At 64.7% G+C, this 15987-nt stretch carries 16 protein-coding genes; 3 read left to right on the forward strand and 13 right to left on the reverse strand.

What is annotated here, in order from left to right; genetic code table 11:
- Positions 1-125 precede the first annotated feature (125 nt).
- From WKW77_RS22435 to WKW77_RS22490, 12 genes are read right to left on the reverse strand one after another with little or no spacing between them, the layout of a single operon-like run.
- Positions 126-827: a transposase gene (locus tag WKW77_RS22435; protein ID WP_340359084.1), complete on the reverse strand. Its 702-nt coding sequence runs from the start codon at positions 825-827 to the stop codon at positions 126-128.
- Between the two features lie 22 nt (positions 828-849).
- Positions 850-1719, reverse strand: coding sequence for a class I SAM-dependent methyltransferase (locus WKW77_RS22440; RefSeq protein WP_340359085.1), 870 nt, complete (start codon positions 1717-1719; stop codon positions 850-852).
- Positions 1716-2288 carry a DUF1415 domain-containing protein gene (locus WKW77_RS22445; protein ID WP_340359086.1) on the reverse strand — a complete coding sequence of 191 codons (573 nt, stop codon included), beginning with the start codon at positions 2286-2288 and terminating at the stop codon, positions 1716-1718. Before WKW77_RS22445 ends, WKW77_RS22440 begins: the two co-directional genes overlap by 4 nt.
- On the reverse strand, positions 2285-3547 hold the full coding sequence (locus tag WKW77_RS22450; RefSeq protein ID WP_340359087.1) for an MFS transporter: 1263 nt from the start codon (positions 3545-3547) through the stop codon (positions 2285-2287). The genes WKW77_RS22445 and WKW77_RS22450 overlap by 4 nt, the downstream gene beginning before the upstream one ends.
- Positions 3544-4674, reverse strand: coding sequence for a deoxyguanosinetriphosphate triphosphohydrolase (locus tag WKW77_RS22455; RefSeq protein WP_340359088.1), 1131 nt, complete (start codon positions 4672-4674; stop codon positions 3544-3546). The genes WKW77_RS22450 and WKW77_RS22455 overlap by 4 nt, the downstream gene beginning before the upstream one ends.
- Positions 4675-4683: 9 nt before the next feature.
- Complete coding sequence (aroB, locus tag WKW77_RS22460; RefSeq protein WP_340359089.1) at positions 4684-5790, reverse strand: 3-dehydroquinate synthase; 1107 nt, start codon at positions 5788-5790, stop codon at positions 4684-4686.
- Between the two features lie 35 nt (positions 5791-5825).
- Complete coding sequence (locus tag WKW77_RS22465; protein ID WP_340359090.1) at positions 5826-6371, reverse strand: shikimate kinase; 546 nt, start codon at positions 6369-6371, stop codon at positions 5826-5828.
- Positions 6372-6393: 22 nt separating this feature from the next.
- Positions 6394-8568: a type IV pilus secretin PilQ gene (locus WKW77_RS22470; protein ID WP_340359091.1), complete on the reverse strand. Its 2175-nt coding sequence runs from the start codon at positions 8566-8568 to the stop codon at positions 6394-6396.
- The gene (locus tag WKW77_RS22475; RefSeq protein WP_340359092.1) at positions 8565-9104 is read right to left on the reverse strand and encodes a pilus assembly protein PilP; all 540 of its coding nucleotides are present in this window, start codon (positions 9102-9104) and stop codon (positions 8565-8567) included. Before WKW77_RS22475 ends, WKW77_RS22470 begins: the two co-directional genes overlap by 4 nt.
- Positions 9101-9775 (reverse strand): type IV pilus inner membrane component PilO, encoded by a 675-nt coding sequence (locus WKW77_RS22480; RefSeq protein ID WP_340359093.1) that lies wholly within the window; start codon positions 9773-9775, stop codon positions 9101-9103. The genes WKW77_RS22475 and WKW77_RS22480 overlap by 4 nt, the downstream gene beginning before the upstream one ends.
- 8 nt (positions 9776-9783) lie before the next feature.
- Positions 9784-10392, reverse strand: coding sequence for a PilN domain-containing protein (locus WKW77_RS22485; RefSeq protein ID WP_340359094.1), 609 nt, complete (start codon positions 10390-10392; stop codon positions 9784-9786).
- Entirely contained in the window at positions 10389-11468 is a 1080-nt protein-coding gene (locus WKW77_RS22490; protein WP_340359095.1) for a pilus assembly protein PilM, read from the reverse strand. The genes WKW77_RS22485 and WKW77_RS22490 overlap by 4 nt, the downstream gene beginning before the upstream one ends.
- A 241-nt stretch (positions 11469-11709) precedes the next feature.
- Here WKW77_RS22490 and WKW77_RS22495 point away from each other — a divergent pair, with 241 nt between their 5' ends.
- On the forward strand, positions 11710-14112 hold the full coding sequence (locus tag WKW77_RS22495; protein WP_340359096.1) for a penicillin-binding protein 1A: 2403 nt from the start codon (positions 11710-11712) through the stop codon (positions 14110-14112).
- Here the strand turns inward: WKW77_RS22495 and cyaY are convergent, their stop codons facing one another.
- Positions 14113-14445, reverse strand: coding sequence for an iron donor protein CyaY (cyaY, locus tag WKW77_RS22500; protein WP_340359097.1), 333 nt, complete (start codon positions 14443-14445; stop codon positions 14113-14115).
- A 15-nt stretch (positions 14446-14460) separates the two neighbouring features.
- Between cyaY and lptM the strand changes: the two genes are divergently transcribed.
- The gene (gene lptM, locus WKW77_RS22505) at positions 14461-14703 is read left to right on the forward strand and encodes an LPS translocon maturation chaperone LptM (RefSeq protein WP_340359098.1); all 243 of its coding nucleotides are present in this window, start codon (positions 14461-14463) and stop codon (positions 14701-14703) included.
- Positions 14700-15983, forward strand: a complete 1284-nt coding sequence (gene lysA, locus WKW77_RS22510) for a diaminopimelate decarboxylase (protein ID WP_340359099.1) — start codon at positions 14700-14702, stop codon at positions 15981-15983. The genes lptM and lysA overlap by 4 nt, the downstream gene beginning before the upstream one ends.
- Positions 15984-15987: the final 4 nt, after the last annotated feature.

A 15987-nucleotide genomic window follows, 5' to 3' on the forward strand; every position in this document is an offset into this window, starting at 1 on the left:
TAATGCCAAACGGTTTAATTGGGGTCAGATCATAATTAAATGCCAATCACATTTGTCAACTTTTAAATGGGGACAAATCAAAAATCGTAGCACCCTATCCGCGTGGAGGATGGCAATGGGGCCGGTTACGGGGTCGAACCGCTCGGATTTCGGGGCCGCCCAGGGCGCGCCTTTCGCACCCGCCGCTCTGTCGTTCTTTGTAACGATTCGAGAAACTGGCGGTCCCCGACGGCCCAACCGCGGAGGACGCCGTCGGTGAGCAGCACTTGATCGCCCTCTGAAATCCCCGCGCGCACCAACTCGGCGTAGGCGGCTTCGCGCGCGAAGGGCGTGTTGCCGAGCGCCCAGTAAAGCGGGTGCGGCGTCAGCAGCTTGTCGTGGCGCAGTCCGGCATAGTGGCCGTAACTCGACCAGGGGTAGTCGCGGGCCTCCGCGACCAGCCCCGCGCGCACCGGATTGAGGTCCATGTAGACCATGCAGGCCAGCAGGTAGCGCTCCGGTTGGATCAGGGTGGACTTGTAGCGTCCTTCCCACAAAGTCCCGGTGCGTGCGTGCCGATCGTTGAAATACCGCACATAGCGCCTCCCGACCGCCTGGATCCACTGTGGCAGCGCCTCCGCCGTGGAGGGCGTGGCCAGCAGGTGGAGGTGGTTCTCCATCTGCACGTAGGCATGGATCGCGACACCATGGCGCACCGCGTTCTCGCCCAGCAGGCCCAGCATCATTTCGTGATCCGCGCTGTCCACGAAGATCGTCTCCCGGTTGTTGCCGCGCTGGACGATGTGATGCGGCTGGTCGGCCAGCGTGAGACGGGGCAGTCGGGCCATGGCGGCGGGAAGCGGCGTTCGGTCAGGACAGCCTGAAGCGTGTCTCCATCAGCGACTCGAGCCCGAATTGGGCCAGCAGCTCGTGGAGGCGCGCCGCGGCACTCGCCTTGCGTTGGCCGGTGTAGCGGGCAATGATGAGTTCGTTCTTCAGGCTGTGTTCCCAGCCCACGAGTTCGGTGACGGTGACCTGGTAGCCATTCGCCTCGAGGTAGAGGCACCGCAGCACATTGGTGAGCTGGCTGCCGATCTCGCGCGTATGCAGCGGATGCCGCCACAACTCGGCCAGCGGCGTGCGCGACAGCGCGAGTGCCTTGGTCTGGCGCAGGCAGGCGGCGACCTCGGCCTGGCAGCACGGCACCAGCACCATGAACCTTGCGCGCTTGGCGAGTCCGAAGGCGATGGCGTCGTCCGTGGCGGTGTCGCAGGCATGCAGCGCCGTGACCACGTCGATGCGCTCCGGCAGTTCGGCGGCGGCCGCGGATTCGGCCACCGTCAGATTGAGGAACGACATGCGCTCGAAGTGCAACCGTTCGGCCAATGCCCGGGACCTGTCGACGAGGTCGGCGCGCGTCTCGATGCCGTACACATGCCCCCCGCCCCGGGCGCGGAAGAACAGGTCGTAGATGATGAATCCAAGATACGACTTGCCCGCGCCGTGATCGGCCAGCGTGGCCTCGGCACCGCCGCCGGGCAACTCCTGCAGCAGCTTCTCGATGAACTGGAAGAGGTGATAGACCTGCTTGAGCTTGCGCCGCGAATCCTGGTTGAGGCGCCCTTCGCGCGTGAGGATGTGCAGTTCCTTGAGCAGTTCGACGGATTGCCCGGGGCGCAACTCGCCCTGCACTTCGGCTTCGGCCTTGGCGGACTTATCCATCCTTGCGACCTTGCTCATCGTGCGGCTCCCGGCCCGACGTCGAGCGCCTCCCACCCCGAAGGCCCGAGCTTCTCGAGCGTCTCGATGTTACGGCCGAAGATGGCCTCGGCATCGGGGAAGGCTTCGACGGCGCGGTCGATGCTGTCTTCGCGCAGCAGATGCAGCGTGGGATAAGGCGCCCGATTGGTCGCATTCGTGATGTCGTCCGCTTCCGTGCCGGCGAACTGGAACTGCGGGTGGAAGCTGGCCAGTTGGAGTTCGCCGTCGAAGCCCTCCCGCGCGAGCCGCCGTTCCGCGCGCGCGAGGAAATCGTTGAAGTCGAGAAAATCGGTCAAGGTGTTGGGAGCGATCAAGAGCGTGGTGTCCCTCTCGGCGGCACTGATCTCGCGAAGGGCCTTCGCCTCGGCAACCAGCGCGTCGATCAGCCCGGATTCGTCGGGCGAAAGGTACACCTCATAGTGGATCTGTCCGCGTACGTGGACGGCCTTCGCAAACGGACACAGGTTGAGCCCGATCACGGCGAGTTCGAGCCAGCGCCGCGTATCGGCCTCGGCCTGCGCGGCGGAGACGGTGACGGGCTGGTTCATGCGGTCCCCCGTCGCGGCATGGCCGGCAGCATCCGGGCGGCCAATGCGATGCCCACCAGCGAACATGTCAGCGTCACGACCCAGGTCCACTGCCAGCCGCCCGCGCGATGCGCGATCCAGGCAACGAACGGCGGCGCAGCGAACTGGCCCAGCGACGAGGCCTGCTGCATCAGGCCGATCGTCGTCGAGACCGTGGAGGGCCCCGGCGCCAACCGTACCCCCAGCAGGAACAAGGTGGCCGGCACCACGCCCCCGCCGAGCGAGAACATGCAGACGGCCAGGTAGCGAAGCGCAGGCGGAAGACCCGAAGCGCCGGGCGACGCGCCGACCTGCGCGAATGCAGCGACGCTGCCGAGCGCCATGACGGCAAAGCCCCAGCGAAGCAGGCGATCTGGTGCCACGCCGTGTTGCAACAGCCGGCCCCCGGTCACATTGCCGACGATGTTCGCCGCCGCCGCAAGCGCCGTCAGCGCGGCGGTCCAGCCCGCGGGAATCCCGGCGTCGACATAGATCGCCGGCAGGAATCCGATCACGGCCATCCATTGCGACGAGTAGACGGCGAACGCCAATGCCAGCGTCCACGGACCGCTGGCGCTCGCAGTTTCGCGCAGACGGGCCGGCCATGCTTCAGTGGCACTGGCAAAGGCGCGCTTTCTGAGGCCATCGCCCGGCACCACGCAGAGCACCCACACGCCCGCAGCCGCAGACAGCAGGCCCAGCGCCCACCACCATCCGGGCCAATCGAACCAGGCGATGAATCCGGGGCCGGCGAGCAATGCCAACGCGACGCCCAGCGGCATGTACGCTCCCCAAAGGCCCATCGCCGCCTTTTCCGCACTCGCCGGAACCATGGCGCGGATCAGCCCCGGTCCAGGCATGACCGCAAGCAGGAATCCGAAGCCTTCGAGCGCGCGCAGCGCAAGAAGGAGCGGCAACGCCTGCGCCTTGTCATGGATCGATGTGCCGACGAAGCCGCCCAACAGGCTCGCGCAGGAAACGAGTGCGAGGCCGATCAGCATGCTGCGGCGCAGCCCGATCGAATCCGCCGCGAGACCGACGAAGATACCCAGACTCATCCCGGCCACCTGCACCAGCGAGAGCAGGAAACCCGCTTCGACCAATCCGAGGCCAAGTCCCGATTGCAGCGCGGGCACCGCGGGCGGCAGTTTCCCGATATGGAGCGCGGCCGAGACCCCTGCCGCGATGACCGCAAGGGCGGCCAACGGCACGCGCCCACCGGTACGAGCGGTGCCGTTCATTCGATCCACCGCCGCCCCGTCAGGCGCTCGTATTCACGGATCGCGAATCGATCGGTCATCCCGGCAATATAGTCCGCCACCGCACGATGGCGATCGGTGCGCTCCCCATGGCGTTCAGGCATCTGCGCCGCATCGGCAAGGTAGGCATCGAACAATTCGCGGACCACGTCCTTCGCCTGGTCGGTCGTCGCGGTCACACGGGGATGCCGGTAAAGATTGCGGAGGAGGAAGCGCTTGAGCTCGGACGACTCGCGGCGCATGGTGTCGCTGAACAGCACGAGCGGACCGGCTTTCCGTGCCGCATCCGCATCGGACGGCGCCGCGAACCGGATCGCGGCCGAGGTGGCGTCGATCACGTCGTACACCTGCGCGCTGAGCATGCGACGGATCGCTTCGTAGAGCACCCGCCTGCCGCGAAGGGCCGGGAACTCGGCCAGCGTCTCCCTGCGGTAGCGCTCGAACAGGCCGAGTTCGCCTAGCCGCTCGATATCGATCAGGCCCGACCTGACGCCGTCATCGATGTCGTGCGCGTTGTAGGCGATCTCGTCGGCGAGGTTGCACAGCTGCGCCTCCAGGCTGGGCTGCGTCCGATCGATGAACCGGCGGGCCACGCCGCCCGGCTCGGCCGCGTCCAGGCGCTCCGCATTCGCGCGGGAGCAGTGCTTGAGGATGCCCTCGCGCGTTTCGAAGCTCAGATTGAGCCCGTCGTACCGGGGGTATCGGTGCTCGAGTTCATCCACCACGCGCAGGCTCTGGAGGTTGTGCTCGAAGCCGCCGTGATCCTGCATGCAGGCATCGAGCGCATCCTGGCCTGCATGGCCGAACGGGGTGTGACCGAGATCGTGCGCGAGAGCGATCGCCTCGACCAGATCCTCGTTGAGCCGCAGCGCCCGCGCGACCGAGCGGCCGAGTTGCGCCACCTCGAGCGAATGCGTCAACCGCGTCCGGAAAAGATCGCCCTCGTGATTGAGGAATACCTGCGTCTTGTAGACCAGCCGCCGGAAGGCCGTCGAATGCACGATGCGGTCGCGGTCCCGCTGGAACGCATCGCGCGTGGGCGCTGGCGCCTCGGCATGCCGGCGCCCGCGCGAGAGCGACGCATGGCTGGCGTAAGGCGCAAGGCTCATCCGCGCCGCTCAGCTCTTCTTCTCGCAGCACTGCGCGAGCACCTCGCGCACCATCGCATCGGGCGCGCCGCGCATCAGGGCCGAGCCCGGCTTGTCGATGACGACGAACCGGATCTCGCCGGCTTCGGACTTCTTGTCGACGCGCATCAGATCGAGATAGCGATCAACGCCGAGCGCGGGCCCGACGACCGGCAGGCCCGCCCTCCGGATCAGCGCGGTGAGGCGCTGCACGAACGCCTCGTCCACGCCGCCGAGGCGCTGCGACAGGTGCGCAGCCATGACCATGCCGCAGCCGACCGCCTCGCCATGGAGCCATTCACCGTAGCCCAGGCCCGATTCGATCGCATGCCCGAAGGTGTGGCCGAAATTGAGAATCGCGCGCAGGCCGGTCTCGCGCTCGTCCTGCCCCACGACGTCGGCCTTGATCTCGCAACTGCGCTTGACCGCATGCGCCAGCGCAGACGGGTCTCGCGCCACCATGGCGTCGATGTTCGCTTCGATCCAGTCCAAAAATGCCATGTCGTGGATCGGGCCGTACTTGATGACTTCGGCCAGCCCGGCGCTCAGCTCGCGCGGCGGCAGCGTCGCCAGCGTCGAGAGATCGCACAGCACCAGCCGGGGCTGGTAGAACGCCCCGATCATGTTCTTGCCGAGCGGGTGATTGATGGCGGTCTTGCCGCCCACGGAGGAGTCGACTTGCGCCAGCAAGGTCGTGGGCACCTGCACGAAGGGCACGCCGCGCATGTAGCTCGCGGCGGCAAAGCCCGTCATGTCCCCCACGACCCCGCCACCCAGCGCAAAGAGCACCGTCTTGCGATCGCAACCGTGGCTGAGCAATGCATCGAAGACGAGGTTCAGCGTCTGCCACTCCTTGTATGCCTCGCCGTCCGGCAGTTCCAGCACGTGGACGGCCCGGAACCGATTCGCCAGCGCCGCGCGCAAGGTCTGGGCGTAGAGCGGAGCAACGGTGGTATTGGTGACGATCAACGCCGTCGTGGCGGCAGGGAGCGCTGCAAAACTGCCCGGCTCGCCGAGCAGGCCGCTGCCGATCAGGATCGGGTAACTCCGGTCGCCGAGCTGGATCTCGACGGTCTCATGGGGGGCGGACAATGGCATGCCCCGAGTTTAGGTGCATGCCGAAACACGCTCTCTCAGTCGGGAAGATCGCCGCCCGGCGGTGGCGACGCGATGCCCGCGAGTTCGAGCTGCATCACGATGATGTTGACCAGCGTCGCGACCGTGGGACGCCCGGTTTCGACCACGTCATGCGCGGTCTCGCGGTACAGCGGATCCCGGGCGTCATATAGCTCGCGCAATCGCCCGAGCGGGTCGGCCACTTGCAGCAGCGGGCGCTTCACGTCGTGCCGCAGACGCCGAAACAAATCTTCCGGCGCCGACCGAAGATAGATCACGTGAAAGCCCGCGCGCAGGGCAACGCGGTTGGCCTCCCGCAGAACGGCGCCGCCTCCGGTGGCGACGATGCCGTGAGGCGCCGCGGCAAGTTCGGCAATGACCGCCTGTTCGAGATCGCGGAAGCTCGCCTCCCCTTCGCGCTCGAAGTAGTCGCGGATCGAACAGCCGATCCGCTCCTCGATCACATGATCGCTATCGATGAAGGGGACTTCGAGACGTTGCGCGAGGCGCCGGCCCACTGCAGATTTGCCGGCGCCGGGCAACCCGACGAGTGCGACCGCCACGCGGTGCTGCGAACACCGCGCGTCAACGCGCGGCGTTACGGTCGGTAATCATCTTCGGGGTGATAAAGACGAGCATTTCAGTCTTGTTGGCAACGCGATTGCGCGTACGGAACAGTGCGCCGACGTAGGGCACTTCACCCAGCACCGGTATGCGCGATTCGTCGTTGGTTTCGGTGAGCTCGAAGATACCACCAATGACGACCGTACCGCCGTTCTCGACCAGCACCTCGGTCTGCACGTGCTTCGTGTTGATGGCGAAGCCGGCGGTGGTCGCCTGGCCCACCGTGTCCTTGTTGACGTCCAGCGACAGGATGATGTTGCCCTCGGGCGTGATCTGGGGCGTGACCTCGAGCTTGAGGTTGGCCTTGCGGAAGGCAATCGAGGTCGCGCCGCTCGATGTTGCAACCTGGTACGGCAGTTCCGTACCCTGTTCGATCAGCGCCTTGGTCTGGTCGGCCGTCACCACGCGGGGGCTCGACACCACCTTGCCCTTGCCATCGGCTTCCAGGGCGGAGATCTCGAGGTTCAGCATCCGTGAGAAGGCCGAATTGAACAGCGAGATGGCAAAAGTGCCTGGCGTATTGCCGTTGCCCGACACGCCGGTGGACGGCAGGTTGACGAAGTTGCCTTGCGTGAACGACGGGAACGTCACCGTCGGCAGCGTCGTGGTACGGGTGATCGAACTGGTGCCGTCCGAGTTCAGCGTCGTGCTGCCGGTCGTTCCGCCACCGGTCACGGACGGGAACGTGCCCACGCTGTTGTTGTTGTTGATAACACCACCACCCAGCTTCACGCCGAGCGACTTGCCGAAGGTATCCGACGCCTCCACGATCCGGGCTTCGATCAGAACCTGGCGCACCGGCACATCGAGCTTCTGGATCAGTTCGGCCACCTGTGCGAGGCGCGACGGAATGTCGGACACGAAGAGCTGGTTGGTCCGCGCTTCGGCGAGCACGCTGCCGCGGGGGCTCAGGATGCGGGTCGTGGAGCCGGCGCCACCACCGCCGCCGCTGGCCGAGCCAGTACCCGTGAGGCCTTGGGCGATGGTCACCGCCTTGGTGTAGTTGAGCTGGAACGATTGCGTACGCAGCGGCTCCAGGTTCTGGATCGCGTTCTCCGCCTCGAACTGCAGCTTTTCCTTGGCGTTGATTTCGTCCTTCGGAGCGATCCAAAGAACGCTGCCGTTCTTGCGCATCCCGAGGTTCTTCGCCTGGAGGATGATGTCCAGGGCCTGATCCCACGGCACGTCCTTCAGTCGAAGGGTCAAGGCGCCAGTGACCGAATCGGAGGTCACGATGTTGAAGTTCGTGAAATCGGCGATCACCTGCAGCAGCGAACGAACTTCGATGTTCTGGAAGTTCAGCGACAGCTTTTCGCCGCTGTAACCAACCCCCTGGGTCAGCTTGGTCGGGTCGATCTTGCGAGGACGGACTTCGACGACGAACTGGTTTTCGCTCTGATAGGCGCTGTGCTCCCACTCGCCCTTGGGCTCGATGGTCATGCGCACACGATCGCCCACCTGCTGGGTCGTCACCAACTGAACCGGCGTGCCGAAATCAGCCACGTCGAGCCGGCGGCGCAGGCCCTCCGGCAGGGTCGACTTGGTGAACTCCACGACGAGGTTCTTGCCCTGCTGGCGGATGTCGACGCCCACCTGGTTGTTGGCCAGATCGACGATCACGCGGCCGGTGTTGTCGGAGCCAAGACGGAAGTCCACGTCCTTGAGCGGCAGCATGTCGCGATTGCGGTTCTCCGCAAAGGCACCTTGCGCGGACTGGGCCAGCGCAACACCGGGCACGGGCTCGAGCGCGACCAGGAGGGATTTGCCCTGGATCTCGGTCTTGTACGCGGTCGCCTGCTTGAGGTTCAGCACGAGGCGCGTGCGCTCGCCGGCCTGGACCACATTGATCGAGCGCAGATTGCCTTGGTTGACATCGATGGCCGAACGACCGATCGCATTCGTCACGCCGGGAAAATCGAGCGCCACGCGCGCCGGCGTCTGGATGGCAAACCCGGTGGGCGGCGCGGCGAGCGGCTGAGAGAAGTCGATCCGGACGACCTCCGAACCCGATTGCACCGAACTCGTGACCGACTCGATGGCGTTCTGGGCATGCACGATGGCCGCAGCACTGAATGCCAGCACAGCCGCGCCCGCAGCGCGCAGCCAGTGCGCGAGCATCGATTTTTGTTGATTCATTTCGTCCTCTCTTGCAACTGCAGCGTCGCCACGCGTTCGATCCACTCACCGGCGGCGTCCTGCACGATTTCACGCAAGGCGAGTTCGGTTTCGGTGATACGGGTGATCTTCCCGTAGTTGAGTCCCAGGTAGTTGCCCACCTTCACTTGATAGAGCAGCTTGTCGACGCTGATCAGGGCAACCGGCTGTCCGTTGCGATTGAGGCTGCCCACCATCGCCATGGAGTCGAGCGGGAAGGCTTCGAGCGCCTCCTTGCGGCGCGTCAGCTCGGGGGCGATCAGGCCGGACGTGCTGGGCTGGTTCGAATCGCGGCGCAACGCCTGCGTCAGCTTCTGCATGTTGAACGGCTCGATCGCACCGGCCTCGGTGTAAGGCTGCGGCGTGAACTTCTTGGGTTCGGCGATGGGCGGCACATTGGGCTTGACCGCAGCGCGCTGCTCGGTCATCCAGGTTCGCAGTTCGTCCTGATCCGAGCCGAAGCAACCGCTCAGGCCCACCACGGCGGCACAGAGCCCGAGGAATCCGAGCGTTCTCATTTCTTCTTCGCCCCGGCTGCTGCGCGCTTTTGCATGTTCTGCTCTTGCTCGTCCAGATAGCGATAGGTCCGCGCGGTCGCGTCCATCACGAGGGCACCGTCCTTGGCCGGAATCACGGAGAGATTGTTCAAGGTGACGATGCGCGACAGATTCGCGACGTCCGCGGCGAACGCACCCATGTCGTGGTAACGGCCGGTCACGCGCACCGCGATCGGGAGTTCGGCGTAGTAGTCCTTGACAGAAACCTGCCCGGGCCTGAACAGCTCGAACTGGAGGCTGCGGCCAAGGCCGGCCTGGTTGATGTCCGACAGCAGTGCATCCATTTCGGCCTTGCTGGGAAGCTGCTTTTCGAGCAGCGTGACGTACTGCTGGACCTGTTCGCGCTGCTTCTTCAGAAGCTCGAGATTGGCCGCCTGGGCGACCTTCTTCTGATAGTCCGCCCTGAGCGTGACTTCCTTCGCGCGAGCGGCTTCGAGTTCGTCGTTCGAGTTGGTGAGCCAGACGAACCAGAGCGCCACGACGACGGCGGCAGCCACCGCGACGCACAGGGCGTAGCGCGGAACGGCAGGCCAGGCCGAAGGATCGTTCGGATTGAGGCCCTGGAATTGCTCGCCGAAGCTGCGAAGCGCGGCGCCGACATCGACCCTGCGAGAAGAGCGTTTGGTTGCCATGATGACGCTTACCCCTTGGCTGCCGGTGCGGGCGCGCCCGCCGGCTTCTGAGCGTCGGTGGGCCGCTTCAGTCCGATGCGCATCGTGAAGTTGGCGACGCGGCGCTGATCGCGGGGGCTCAGGTTGATGTTGCTCGAGGTGATCTCGACCAGTTCGGGCTTCACCAGCCACGGACTGTTGTTGCCGAGGTTGCGCAGCAGCTCCGACACGCGCTCGTTGGATTGGGCCATGCCCTGCAAGGTGACCGTCTGGTTGTCCTGCTTCATGCTCGTGAGGTAGACACCGTCGGGCAACTGGCGGACGAGTTCGTTCAGCAGGTGCACCGGCATGTTGCGGTCACCCTGCAGATCTTCCACCGCTTGCTGGCGCGCGCGCAGCGCGGCGATTTCGGCCTGCAGCGTCGAGATCTCCTTGATCTCCGCATCCAGCTTGGTGATCGCCGATTGCAGGATGCCGTTCTTGTCCTGCTGGTTGGAGATTTGAGCCTGGAACCAGAGATAGGCCGCGCCCGCGATCAGCACGCCGAAGACGGCCGACAAACCCAGCGTGGCGTAGAAAGTCTCGCGACGACGCTTGCGCGCCGCCTCGCGATGGGGAAGAAGATTGATGAGGATCACTGCAGGAACCTCCGCATCGCGAGGCCGCAGGACGTCAGGTAGGACGGAGCCTCGCGACGCACTTTCTTCTCGCGAATGCTGCTGCCGATTTCCATGCCATCGAACGGATTCACGAGCGAGCACGCGAACGAGGTCTGGCGCGTGACGGCACTGGTCAGCCCGGGCAACGACGCGGAGCCTCCGGCCAGCAGCACGTAGTCGACGCGGTTGTGCGGTGTGCTCGTGAAGAAGAACTGCAGCGCGCGCGCGATTTCCTGCGCAATGCTCGCCACGAAAGGCTTGAGCACACCGGAACCGTAGTCTTCGGGCAGGTCGCCGCTGCGCTTCTTGGCTTCGGCCTCTTCGGCGGAGAAGCCGTACTGACGAACGATGAGCTGCGTGAGCTGCGCACCGCCGAAAGCCTGGTCGCGGTCGTACAGGACTTCCTGGTTCTTCAGCACCTGCATGCTGGTGGTGAACGCACCGACTTCAAACAAGGCCACGACGGCATCGTGCCCCTGACCTGGCAACTGTTCGATCAAGCGCGCCGTCGCGAGACGCGATGCATAGGATTCGACATCCAGGATCACGGCCTTCAGCCCTGATGCCTCGGCGAGGCCCTGGCGATCCTGAACCTTTTCCTTGCGCGAGGCGGCGATCAGCACTTCGACATCACCGGCGGAACTCGCACTTTGTCCCATCACGCAGAAATCGAGGCTGACCTCGTCCAGCGAAAAGGGGATGTACTGGTTGGCCTCGGACTCGACCTGGATTTCGAGTTCCTGCTCGCTCATGCCGCCCGGCAGGACGATCTTCTTGGTGATGACGGCGGACGGCGGCAGCGCCAGAGCCACGTTCTTGGTGCGGGTGCCGCTCTTGCGCACCACGCGGCGCACGGCTTCGGCGACTTCGTCGAACTTCTCGACATTGCCGTCGGTGATCCATCCACGCTCCAGCGGCTCGATGGCGCAGCGCTCGAGCACGAGCTTGCCGCTTGCATCGCGGCCGAGTTCGACGAGCTTGACGCTGGAAGAACTGACGTCCAGCCCGAGCAAAGGCGCGGGCTGACGGCGAAATAACGATCCCAGTTCAATCAAGTTCGATCCCATCCGTTTGTAACGATTGGAAAAATTTGCGTGTGGTTGCATGCTAGCAGCAAGGCCCAATGCCAACCAAGCGCGCGATCCCGACTACAGCGCCAATCGTTGTCAAAAGTCGACGTAACAGTTCCCTTCTGCAACTTTCGTCACAAATAAGAGTACTTGGGTCCTAACTGCTACGAACGGCCCGTCTCCATGGACCGCGTTTTTATAATGCTCACAGACTCCGACAGCCTCAATGCCCGATACCTCCCGAACCAAAGGGCCTGCAAAAGCCCCTCCTTCCAAACGTCCGACGTGGCTGACATGGTTGATCCGGATCGTACTGTGGGCCTTTGGGATCATGGCCGCCGGCGCTGTCGCGGTCGTGTGCATCATCGCTGTCGCGCTCGCTGTGGCCTATCCCAATCTTCCCGATATCTCGGAGCTTGCGGACTACCGGCCGAAACTGCCGCTTCGGGTGTTTTCGTCCGAAGGAATCCTGATCGGGGAATTCGGCGAAGAGCGGCGAAATCTGACGCCGATTTCCACCGTTCCCAAGGTCATGAAGGATGCGGTGCTGGCCGCAGAAGACGCGCGCTTCTATGACCACGGTGGCGTCGATTACAAAGGAATGCTGCGCGCCGGAATCGCAAACCTGAATCGCGTGAAAAGCCAGGGCGCATCGACCATCACGATGCAGGTAGCGAGAAATGTTTACCTGAGCTCCGAAAAAACGCTGACCCGAAAGGTTTATGAAGTTCTTCTGACCTTCAAGCTGGAGCATCTCCTGACGAAGGACCAGATCCTCGAGATCTATGTCAACCAGATTTATCTGGGCAATCGGGCGTACGGATTTGCCGCCGCATCCGAAGCCTACTTCGGCAAACCGCTCCAGGACATCACGATCGCCCAGGCAGCGATGCTGGCGGGCCTGCCGAAGGCGCCGGGCGCCAACAACCCGGTCAACAATCCTTCACGTGCCCGTGCGCGCCAGCTCTATGTGATCGACCGCATGCAGGAAGCCGGCTTCATCACGGCGGAGCAGGCGGCTGAAGCCAAGAAGGAAGACCTCCATCTGCGCGACGCGGCCGACCCTTCGCGGCTGCACGCCGAATACGTCGCAGAAACGGTGCGCCAACTGATGTACGCGCAGTACGGCGACAGCACCTACACCCGCGGGCTCAAGGTCTACACCACGCTGGTCGCCGCCGACCAGGCCGCCGCCTATCGCGCGCTTCGCAAGGGCATCATGGACTACGAGCGGCGCCAGATCTATCGCGGCCCCGAGAAGTTCGTCGACCTGCCGAACAATCCCAAGGAACTCGACGAAGCCGTGGACGATGCGCTGGCCGACCATCCCGACAACGGCGACGTGATGTCGGCCGTCGTGCTCAAGGCCAATGCCAAGGAGATCAATGCGGTCCGCGGCAACGGCGACGCGGTCCAGATCGTCGGCGAAGGCCTGAAGCCCGCGCAGTCGGGGCTTTCGGACAAGGCGCCGCCCAATATCAGGATCCGCCGCGGTGCGGTGATTCGCGTCGTCAAGACGCCCAAGGGCAGTTGGGAGATCACGCAGTTGCCCGAAGTGGAAGGCGCATTCGTGGCTACGGATCCGCGCGACGGCGCCGTGAAGGCGATGGTGGGCGGTTTCGACTTCGACAAGAACAAGTTCAATCACGTCACGCAGGCATGGCGCCAGCCGGGCTCGAGCTTCAAGCCCTTCATCTACTCGGCGGCGCTCGAAAAGGGCTTCACGCCCAGCACGGTGATCAACGACGCACCGCTGTTCTTCGACGCCGGCACCACCGGCGGCCAGCCCTGGGAACCGAAGAACTATGACGGCCAGTTCGAAGGCCCGATGCCGATGCGGCGCGCGCTGATGAAGTCGAAGAACATGGTCTCGATCCGCATCCTGCAGTCGATCGGCACGCGCTATGCGCAGGACTGGATCACCAACTTCGGCTTCGAGCGCGAAAAGCACCCGGCCTATCTCCCGATGGCCCTCGGTGCCGGCTCGGTCACGCCGATGCAGATGGTGACCGCCTATTCGGTCTTCGCCAATGGCGGGTACCGCGTGAACCCCTACCTCGTGACGCGCGTGACCGACCACAAGGACAAGGTGCTGGTCGACCGGCAGCCGCCGCTGCTCAACGAGTCGATGCGCGCGATTCCGCAGCGCAATGCCTTCATCATGGACAGCCTGCTGCAGTCGGTGGCGAGCGGTGGCACGGCCGCCAAGGCGCAGGCGACGCTCAAGCGCACCGATCTCTACGGCAAGACGGGCACCACGAACGACTCGCTGGATGCCTGGTTCGCCGGGTTCCAGCCGACGATGACCGCCGTCGCATGGATCGGCTACGACACGCCGCGCAAGCTCGGCGACAAGGAGACCGGCGGTGGCCTGGCTCTCCCGATCTGGATCACCTACATGGAGACCGCGATCAAGGGCGTCCCAGTGGCCGAGGTGCCCGCGCCGGCCGGCGTGGTGAATGTCGGCAACGAGTGGTATTACGACGACTACGCGCCGGGCCGCGGCGTCGCGAGCCTGGGTGTCGAGGCTGGCCCGACGCCTCCTGCCGAGGCGATCTCGGCGCCGCCGATCGGCGCGCCTGCGCCGCCCGAGGAACGCAGCAAGATCCTCGATCTGTTCCGGAACTGATCAGTCGGGGGTGAAGGCCAGCGGCTGGCCAGCCTGCAGGGTCGCCTCGCGCGTCAGGTTGCCGAAGAACTCCTCGCGGGTCTTGGTGTCCACCCACGCGTTGCCATCGTGTCGGTAGTGGTAGCCGCCGGAGCGCGCCGCAAGCCAGATTTCGTGCAGCGGCTTCTGCAGGTTGACGATCAACTGACTGCCGTTGCGGAAGGTGATCGTGATCATTCCTCCCACGCGCTGGTTGTCGATGTCGGCATCGGTCGCATCGTTGATGCGATCGCAGCTGCGTTCGATCGCGGCCAGCGCGGCCTCGGCTCGGTCCATGTACTCGGGGTCGGTCATTACTACAATTTCGCCATGTCTGTTCGCCAAATTCTAGTGAGCGCCGTTGGCCTCGCGCTCGTTGGGGTCGGTTTGTCCGGCTGTGGTCAAAAGGGTCCGCTGTATCTGCCGACCGATCCCGCTGCCAAGGACCGGGCCACATTGCCCCAGGTCCTGATCCCCGGCCGCAGCACGACCGAAACGCCGACGAAGCCCGCGCAAGCGCCGGCCTCACCAAACGAAAACGATGCTCCGGCATCCACCGGAGCCAAGCAATGAGTCAGCCGGCACGTCTTCCAGGACACCCCCACATCGCACGCAAGAACGGTGAACTGCAGGTCGAAGCCGTTTCGCTCACCTCTCTGGCACGCGAGCATGGCACCCCCCTCTTCGTTTACTCGAAGCAATGGATGCTCGACGCACTCGCGGCGTATCAGCGCGGCTTCGAGGGCCGCGATGCGATGGTCTGCTATGCGATCAAGGCCAACTCCTCGCTGGGCGTGCTGCGCGTTTTCGCGGAAGCCGGCTGCGGCTTCGACATCGTCTCGGGCGGCGAACTCGCCCGCGTGCTCGCGGCGGGCGCCGATCCGGCCAAGGTGATCTTTTCCGGTGTGGGCAAGACGCGCGCCGAGATGCGGCAGGCGCTCGCCGTCGGCATCGGGTGCTTCAACGTCGAAAGCGAGGCCGAGCTCGAAGTGCTCAATGCGGTCGCGATCGAGGAAGGCCGGCGCGCGGCGATCAGCGTGCGGATCAATCCGAACGTCGATCCGAAGACGCACCCCTACATCTCGACAGGCCTGAAGGGCAACAAGTTCGGCGTGGCCCATGACCGTGCGGTGGCGATCTATCGGCACGCCGCTTCCCTCGAGGGCCTAGAAGTCGTCGGCATCGACTGCCACATCGGCTCGCAGATCACCGACGTATCACCCTACCTCGAGGCGCTGGAGCGCGTGCTCGATCTCGTCGAGGCGATCGAGAAGACCGGCATCCGGCTGCACCACCTCGACTTCGGCGGCGGCCTCGGCATCGACTACAACGGCGACACGCCACCTGGCGCGGATACGCTTTGGCGGCAGATGCTGACGCGCCTCGATGCGCGAGGCTTCGGGCAGCGGCGGCTCATCGTCGAACCCGGCCGTTCGCTGGTGGGCAATGCGGGCGTGTGCGTGACGGAGGTGCTCTTCACCAAGCCGGGCGAAGAGAAGAACTTCTGCATCGTCGATGCAGCAATGAACGATCTTCCCCGTCCCGCGATGTACCAGGCCTTCCATCAGATCGTCCCGGTGAAGGATCGCCAGGATGGATCGCCCGTCCTTTACGACGTGGTCGGGCCGGTGTGCGAAAGCGGGGACTGGATCGGACGCGATCGCAAGCTGCAGATCGCGCAAGGCGACCTGCTCGCGGTGCTCTCGGCCGGCGCGTACTGCATGGCGATGGCGAGCAACTACAACACCCGTGGTCGCGCGGCCGAGGTGCTGGTCAGCGGCGAACGCGCGACGCTCATCCGCCGCCGCGAAACGCTCGACGACCAGTTGCGCGCGGAACGATTCGAGGATTGAGCGA

Origin of the sequence: Variovorax ureilyticus (assembly GCF_037889935.1) — a bacterium.
Classification (GTDB): domain Bacteria; phylum Pseudomonadota; class Gammaproteobacteria; order Burkholderiales; family Burkholderiaceae_C; genus Variovorax; species Variovorax ureilyticus.

Coding starts and splice junctions, on each gene's coding strand:
- WKW77_RS22445 (WP_340359086.1), bottom strand. CDS start 2,288: ATGAACCAGCCCGTCACCGTCTCCGCCGCGCAGGCCGAGGCCGATACG.
- lysA (WP_340359099.1), top strand. CDS start 14,700: ATGAGTCAGCCGGCACGTCTTCCAGGACACCCCCACATCGCACGCAAG.
- WKW77_RS22440 (WP_340359085.1), bottom strand. CDS start 1,719: ATGAGCAAGGTCGCAAGGATGGATAAGTCCGCCAAGGCCGAAGCCGAA.
- WKW77_RS22480 (WP_340359093.1), bottom strand. CDS start 9,775: ATGGCAACCAAACGCTCTTCTCGCAGGGTCGATGTCGGCGCCGCGCTT.
- WKW77_RS22475 (WP_340359092.1), bottom strand. CDS start 9,104: ATGAGAACGCTCGGATTCCTCGGGCTCTGTGCCGCCGTGGTGGGCCTG.
- WKW77_RS22455 (WP_340359088.1), bottom strand. CDS start 4,674: ATGAGCCTTGCGCCTTACGCCAGCCATGCGTCGCTCTCGCGCGGGCGC.
- lptM (WP_340359098.1), top strand. CDS start 14,461: ATGTCTGTTCGCCAAATTCTAGTGAGCGCCGTTGGCCTCGCGCTCGTT.
- WKW77_RS22435 (WP_340359084.1), bottom strand. CDS start 827: ATGGCCCGACTGCCCCGTCTCACGCTGGCCGACCAGCCGCATCACATC.
- cyaY (WP_340359097.1), bottom strand. CDS start 14,445: ATGACCGACCCCGAGTACATGGACCGAGCCGAGGCCGCGCTGGCCGCG.
- WKW77_RS22450 (WP_340359087.1), bottom strand. CDS start 3,547: ATGAACGGCACCGCTCGTACCGGTGGGCGCGTGCCGTTGGCCGCCCTT.
- WKW77_RS22470 (WP_340359091.1), bottom strand. CDS start 8,568: ATGAATCAACAAAAATCGATGCTCGCGCACTGGCTGCGCGCTGCGGGC.
- WKW77_RS22495 (WP_340359096.1), top strand. CDS start 11,710: ATGCCCGATACCTCCCGAACCAAAGGGCCTGCAAAAGCCCCTCCTTCC.
- aroB (WP_340359089.1), bottom strand. CDS start 5,790: ATGCCATTGTCCGCCCCCCATGAGACCGTCGAGATCCAGCTCGGCGAC.